The sequence below is a fragment of the Acinetobacter sp. YH16044 genome (assembly GCF_013417145.1).
Classification (GTDB): Bacteria; Pseudomonadota; Gammaproteobacteria; order Pseudomonadales; family Moraxellaceae; genus Acinetobacter; species Acinetobacter amyesii.
Genome location: NZ_VPEK01000069.1, coordinates 1 through 6016, shown reverse-complemented (window position 1 = coordinate 6016; position 6016 = coordinate 1). Strand labels below are relative to the sequence as shown.

Genomic DNA, 6016 nt, shown 5'->3' with positions numbered 1-6016 from the left:
GTGATTCAGCGAGGATTTCACGTGCTTTGTTGGTGATAGTTTTATTTTCTCGTTCAGCAATGATTTGAAGTTTATCTTTGAGATCATCTTCAATTCTAAAGCTCACCGTTGTTGTTTTTTTGCTCTCCGCCATTAATTCCCCTTTTTTTTTGTTGTCTAAAAACGTTGACGTACAAGGCTCTAAGGTGTGTTACCTATGCGTTTTTAATTGGTTTGTTAAAAATATCGCAAAATACAAAATTACAGGCACGACATCGACCGCAGACAAACGGGGACATAATGGGGACATTATTGCCGTTTGTCTACAGTCGCGTACTCAGGGGGATCCCTGATACCCCGAAGCCTCTACGAGTCTTTTTTCTGACGCGCTGCGCTTGTCCAACGATTCACAGGCAGATAAAAATTTTATCTGCCCGTTCATCGTTTCATGAGTGGCAAAATGAAAGTCATTGTTTTGAGGGTTAACGGTGAGATCTCATTGCTAATCAAATGATGTTAAAAACGCCCCCAAAAGCTCGCAAAACCGTTCTAAACTTTCAACGTGATTTTTGGGGTTTGATAGGGTGATCGTGTCTTAAAATCGATTTGAGGGGCTTTGATGGGGATGAATGGGCGGTTTTCGCTAATCAACTCGCCCATTTAACATAAAAGGGATTAGTTGCACTTAGAATCGGTAGGTTCGTTATAATTTTCAGCATTTCCCATTCTAGCGTGATTTTCTTGAGCAAATTTTCGTTCTCTATGACTTTGAGCTTGATTATGTATCCATACATTTATGATTTTTGATGACCACCTAGGGCTATCTCCATGACCTAACCAAACGGTTGGTTGAGGGAAAGGAATTTGATTAGGAATGTCATTACGTCGAATTCTATTCAGCGTTGATTTACTGATACCTAATTTTTCACATAGATCCTTGATCCCCAAAAGGGTGTCATTGGCTATATCAAAATGCATCTTTCTCTCCGTATTCACTTCTAATTATCACTATTATGATGATTCTATATTAACACCGCTAGGTTCAAATTGAAGTACGTATGGTTTTTTTAGCGGTACAGGGTGATTCAAATGCTATTATTTAAAAGCAAAAAAGCCAGCAATTTGCTGGCTTTTTACATAACGTGGATTAACTACGGTTATCAGCCTGATTTTATTGCAATTGCAAACTGCATTAAACGTTCTTTTTTCTCCGTTGAGCCTAAAAACTAATAGTTGCCATACCAGAGAAGCAAGCTAGTATTACTATTCTCACTTGCTCGGTATTGAATATCGACGTTTCCAAGGGAAGCCTACCGGCTTCCCTTTTTTATGGTTGAATGGGGTTGATTTCCATAACAGGAATCGAATACATGAGACAACCTATTGACTACGAACAATTTAAAATTGGTTTGGCTTTGAATTTTTTCATGCCTATTTGAACTCTCAGGCTCAAATTTTGAGCAAAAAAGTGCCTAATGCCCCAATGTGGTACTAATCAAAACGGAGCGAAGCGACAACGTCTTTTTGTCTTTGCTTTTCTCCATGATCAGTGATTGGGTCATGGCTTCTTAGCTTGTTCCATTAGCTAAGTCTGGTACTTCTGGTCAGTTTGGGCTTCTCTCGACGGTGCAATCCTAGAAACCCTGGTCCGTTGATTGGTGCTCTTATCAGGTACGCACTGTAATCTTTCGATACCGCAGCGTGATTCGGAGGCAGAGCCGGAATTTCGTTTTCCGGTACGTTATTACCACAATTTGCCTGTTTATCCTTTCGGGGACCGAGCCAAGTCCGAGTCAATCAAGTGGTGCATTTGGGTTAATGTCGTTGGCTGGTATTTAATGAGAACGTGACAAGCGTCTCTCACGCTGCTAAGATTGGATTGAGCTTTCTAATCGTAGCAGCGAATGCACCGATTCAGAGTACCAAAGCCCTGTGATACTGTCACGGGGCTTTTGTACATCTGTAGGTTAGAAATTTATTAAGTCATCTAAAAATGGCTACGTATAAGACCCATTATGTTAAATGGGCGAGTTAACTTGCTAAAACCGCCCATTCATCCGCATTAAATCCCCTCAAATCGATTTTAAGACACGATCCCCCTATAAAACACCCAAAACCACGTTGAAAGTTTAGAACGGTTTTGCGAGCTTTTGAGTGCGTTTTTAACAAGTTTTTATTTCATGTGAAATTCTTCTAGTAAGTCTTAAAACAATCCACATTCACGGTGGATAAATCGGGGAATATCGTTTGATATTGTGATTTACTCTTTGATAATCAAAAGCAAGAACAATTTGTTTATTTATTAGCCGATGGTGATTACATGAAAACGAAACCAGAAACAGAAATGCGAAAATGGAAAAGATTGAATCAAATCGTTTCAAGGAAAAGAAAGTATAGGCAAGAAGACCTTGATAAGTGGCGTAAAGAGCAAGAGGAAGAAGAGCGGATTAAAGAATGGCTGGATGAAAATGAAGGTGCGATAAAACGCCACATGAAAGACTTGTAGCGTTTAACATAAAAGGGATTAGTCGCACTAAAAATCGATAGGCTCATTACAATTTTCAGTATTTTCCATTCTTGCGTGATTTTCTTGAGCAAATTTTCGTTCTCTATGACTTTGAGCTTGATTGTGTATCCATACATTTATGGTTTTTGATGACCACCTAGGACTATCTCCATGACCTAACCAAACAGTTGGTTAGGTCATGGAGTTTGATTAGGAATGTCATTACGTCGAATTCTAATGAATAACCCCGCCGCAATCAGTGTGGAATATAACTCTCAGAGATTTACTTCTTTTTCATAAACTTATTTATATAAGGGATTACGCCATCAACAATTGCAACACCGGCTGCAGTCAGTCCGATTATGGATGCTCGAGTTATAATTGTTTTTGTTGTTACCCATTCAGCACTATTTTCCTTTAGTTCTTTCTCTGATGGCAGCTCCGTTTCAACCTCATAACCCTGAGATTTAAGAGCTTTAACTCTATCGTCAGCAACTTTAAAGAGCTGCCATGGTTCCAATTCAAACCCATGAGAAATTTTTAATACATTTTCTATGGTCGATGCCCTACCAATTTCAACCCTGGCTAATGTTGACTGAGTCATTCCACATAACTGAGATGCAGAAGCTTGATTTAGGCCTCTATGCTCTCTTTCTTCAGAAATTACAGTTCCAATTTAAAAATTCAGTATTGAGTAACACAAAATTAAAGAAGATGTATATCTTTGATAAATGATTTCAATACATTTAATCTAGAAACCAAAATTTCGTAATCGCTGGCATCAACATTTAATAGAACATAATGAGATTTTCTTTTTTGGAAATATGGGTATCTCAAGTTATTGTGTAAGTGGTTCGAGTTAGTTTTAAGCAAAACATTAGAAGCGAATTGTGCTCGAATTTGCTCTTTCTGAATATTATCGGTTGATAGTATATTAATGAGCATATCAAATGCTGATTCTATAGAATGATTTCTATTTTCATCTCTAAAAAAATCGTTATCTGCATTGATAAGTGAAAAAATCTTACTCCTTATTAACTTCTCCATTGATTGTAAAATCAAATAACAAGCAACCCGATATTTACCTAACTTTGCTAACTCTGAAGCGGCACTTTCATCTTCTTGAGACAATTTTAGGTAAGTGTTACTAATATTTATATTTCTTTCTATTTTACCTATCATCATTTTAGTACATACCTACGAAAAATTATAATTATTAAAATTTATACCCACTAACGCTTATTGTGAACGGTTCTGTCGCATTAAGGCTGTTTGCACGGTAATCTACCCTTTTGAAGTACGTGTATCTTTTTTAATGGTACACGTACTTCAAATGGTATTATTTAAAAGCTAAAAAGCCAGCAAATTGCTGGCTTTTTACATAACGTGGATTAGTCGCACTAAAAATCGATAGGCTCATTACAATTTTCAGTATTTTCCATTCTTGCGTGATTTTCTTGAGTAAATTTTCGTTCTCTATGACTTTGAGCTTGATTGTGTATCCATACATTTATGGTTTTTGATGACCACCTAGGACTGTCTCCATGACCTTATTGATTATTGGTAAGTTTTAGCGGGGGGTGTGATAAAATAGTAAAACGTTGCAAATGGATTATAAGGATAAAAATGAAAGACGATAAGGTAAGTCAGAGTAGCGAGCCATTAGCTATGATGACACATGAACGAGCGCGAAAAGGTCTTATCACCAGAGTAATTCTAGCTGCCACTGTGGGGGGGGTTAGCTCTACACTAAATGCAGTTTGCAATAACGACACTAATAGCGGTGTATCTTCTGTTGCAAGCATTATTGGTTCAGTCGCTGGGTCTTCTGCGGTGCAGTACCTTGTGGAGAAAGTGGTTGATACTAATGGTTTGAGTTTATCAAAAGAATCTAAGATTGGAATGGCTGTTGGAGTTGGTATTGGCGTATCGAGTATATCTAATGCATTAGTTAATAGTTATAACTCGGATACTGACCTTGATTTGTCAGAAGTTGCTACTCAGACAGCTAAGCATGTTGGAATGGGTTATGGTAGCACAATAGGTGCATTGAAGATTATGGGCCCCGAAGACGCTTCTTTTTGGGATGACGATCTAACGCTTACTAATACCACAAAGACCACGTACGACATGGACAATTCTTTAGCTCATTTAGCCTATTTTAAGTGGGACGACTAATAAAAATCAAATACACACCTAATGCCCCAATGTGGTACTAATCAAAACGGAGCGAAGCGACATCATCATTCTGTCTTTGCTTTTCTCCATGATCGGTTATTGGGTCATGGCTTCTTAGCTTGTTCCTTTAGCTAAGTTTGGTACTTCTGGTTAGGTTGGGCTTCTTTCGACGGTGCAATCCAAGAAATCCCTAGTCCGTTGATTGGTGCTCTTATCAGGTACGCACTGTAATCTTTCGATACCGCAGCGTGATTCGGAGGCAGAGCCGGAATTTCGTTTTCCGGTACGTTTTACTACCACAATTTGCCTGTTTATCCTTTCGGAGACCGGGCTAAGTCCGAGTCAATCAAGTGGTGCATTTCGAGTTAATGTCTTTGAATGGTTTTAAGGAAGTAGTGACAAGCTAGCTTCCCATTGCTAAGATTGGATTGTCTATATCGAAGTCTTAGCAACGTATGTGCAAGATTTAGAGTAACAGAGCCCCATGACCCTGTCACGGGGCTCTGTTATATCTGTAGCCTGATAAATCCCATGAATTCAAGCTACAACGCTTGTCGCAAGATGAAAATTTATTTTTCATCGAGGAAGCGGAAGTGCATCTGATGCTGATTTAGGTAGGTTCATACCGTTTTTTCTTCGCGCGTTTGTACATAGTTTTTACGGTAAGCACGCTTAAATTATGGGTTGTATGCTCATTTAAACAATCCGTTATGCGTTGCCATGATCGGTATTTTCTGGCTTCGGTGATTTCATCAAATGCTTCATCAAACACTTTTTGCATACTTTTGAGTCCACCAAAGGTCAGTAAAAAAATAGTTTTATTGAGCGATTCTCTTACAGGTTTGATCCCCGATTGTCTGATAGCATCGGCGATATGTTTTTCGAGTCTCTCTAATTCTTTTTTTTCCATCCCGATCACCTAAAAAATAAAATTAATGTGATGATAAGTGCATTACTGAGTAGAACGGTTAGGAAAAAGGTTATCGTCCAGCGAGTCAGCTTTTGTTGTGTTTTTTGATGTCGTTTTTTTTCATCATCCAGTTCTTGCCTTAAATGTGAGTATCGTTCACTGAAATCATTCAGAAGTTTTTGACTGGCGTTAAGCGTGCTGAGTTGATGATTGACTTCTAAGTTCCATTTTCGGAGGTTGTGGCGCAGTTCTTGGTCAATACGGGTGACATCATCCTGTAAACGTTCTGTGAGCGTTTTTCTCGGTGAAAGATGGAGTGATTCAGCGAGGATTTCACGTGCTTTGTTGGTGATAGTTTTATTTTCTCGTTCAGCAATGATTTGAAGTTTATCTTTGAGATCATCTTCAATTCTAAAGCTCACCGTTGTTGTTTTTTTGCTCTC

At 38.4% G+C, this 6016-nt stretch carries 7 protein-coding genes; 2 read left to right on the top strand and 5 right to left on the bottom strand.

Translation table 11 applies throughout. The features are described from left to right. Positions 1-654 precede the first annotated feature (654 nt). Entirely contained in the window at positions 655-957 is a 303-nt protein-coding gene (locus FTV38_RS16335) for an AlpA family transcriptional regulator (RefSeq protein WP_179991724.1), read from the bottom strand. Between the two features lie 1342 nt (positions 958-2299). Between FTV38_RS16335 and FTV38_RS16330 the strand changes: the two genes are divergently transcribed. After that, positions 2300-2485: a hypothetical protein gene (locus FTV38_RS16330; protein WP_179991721.1), complete on the top strand. Its 186-nt coding sequence runs from the start codon at positions 2300-2302 to the stop codon at positions 2483-2485. 283 nt (positions 2486-2768) lie between these two features. On the opposite strand, the gene FTV38_RS16325 is transcribed toward FTV38_RS16330, so the two are convergent. Next, positions 2769-3149 carry a helix-turn-helix domain-containing protein gene (locus FTV38_RS16325; protein WP_368856091.1) on the bottom strand — a complete coding sequence of 127 codons (381 nt, stop codon included), beginning with the start codon at positions 3147-3149 and terminating at the stop codon, positions 2769-2771. Between the two features lie 41 nt (positions 3150-3190). Continuing rightward, on the bottom strand, positions 3191-3670 hold the full coding sequence (locus tag FTV38_RS16320) for a HEPN domain-containing protein (RefSeq protein ID WP_179991723.1): 480 nt from the start codon (positions 3668-3670) through the stop codon (positions 3191-3193). 441 nt (positions 3671-4111) lie between these two features. Between FTV38_RS16320 and FTV38_RS16315 the strand changes: the two genes are divergently transcribed. Continuing rightward, the gene (locus tag FTV38_RS16315; RefSeq protein ID WP_179991722.1) at positions 4112-4663 is read left to right on the top strand and encodes a hypothetical protein; all 552 of its coding nucleotides are present in this window, start codon (positions 4112-4114) and stop codon (positions 4661-4663) included. Positions 4664-5273: 610 nt separating this feature from the next. Here the strand turns inward: FTV38_RS16315 and FTV38_RS16310 are convergent. Then, the gene (locus FTV38_RS16310) at positions 5274-5573 is read right to left on the bottom strand and encodes a hypothetical protein (RefSeq protein WP_179991848.1); all 300 of its coding nucleotides are present in this window, start codon (positions 5571-5573) and stop codon (positions 5274-5276) included. 5 nt (positions 5574-5578) lie between these two features. Then, on the bottom strand, positions 5579-6016 hold a 438-nt coding region (locus FTV38_RS16305; RefSeq protein ID WP_179995853.1), incomplete at its 5' end, for a hypothetical protein.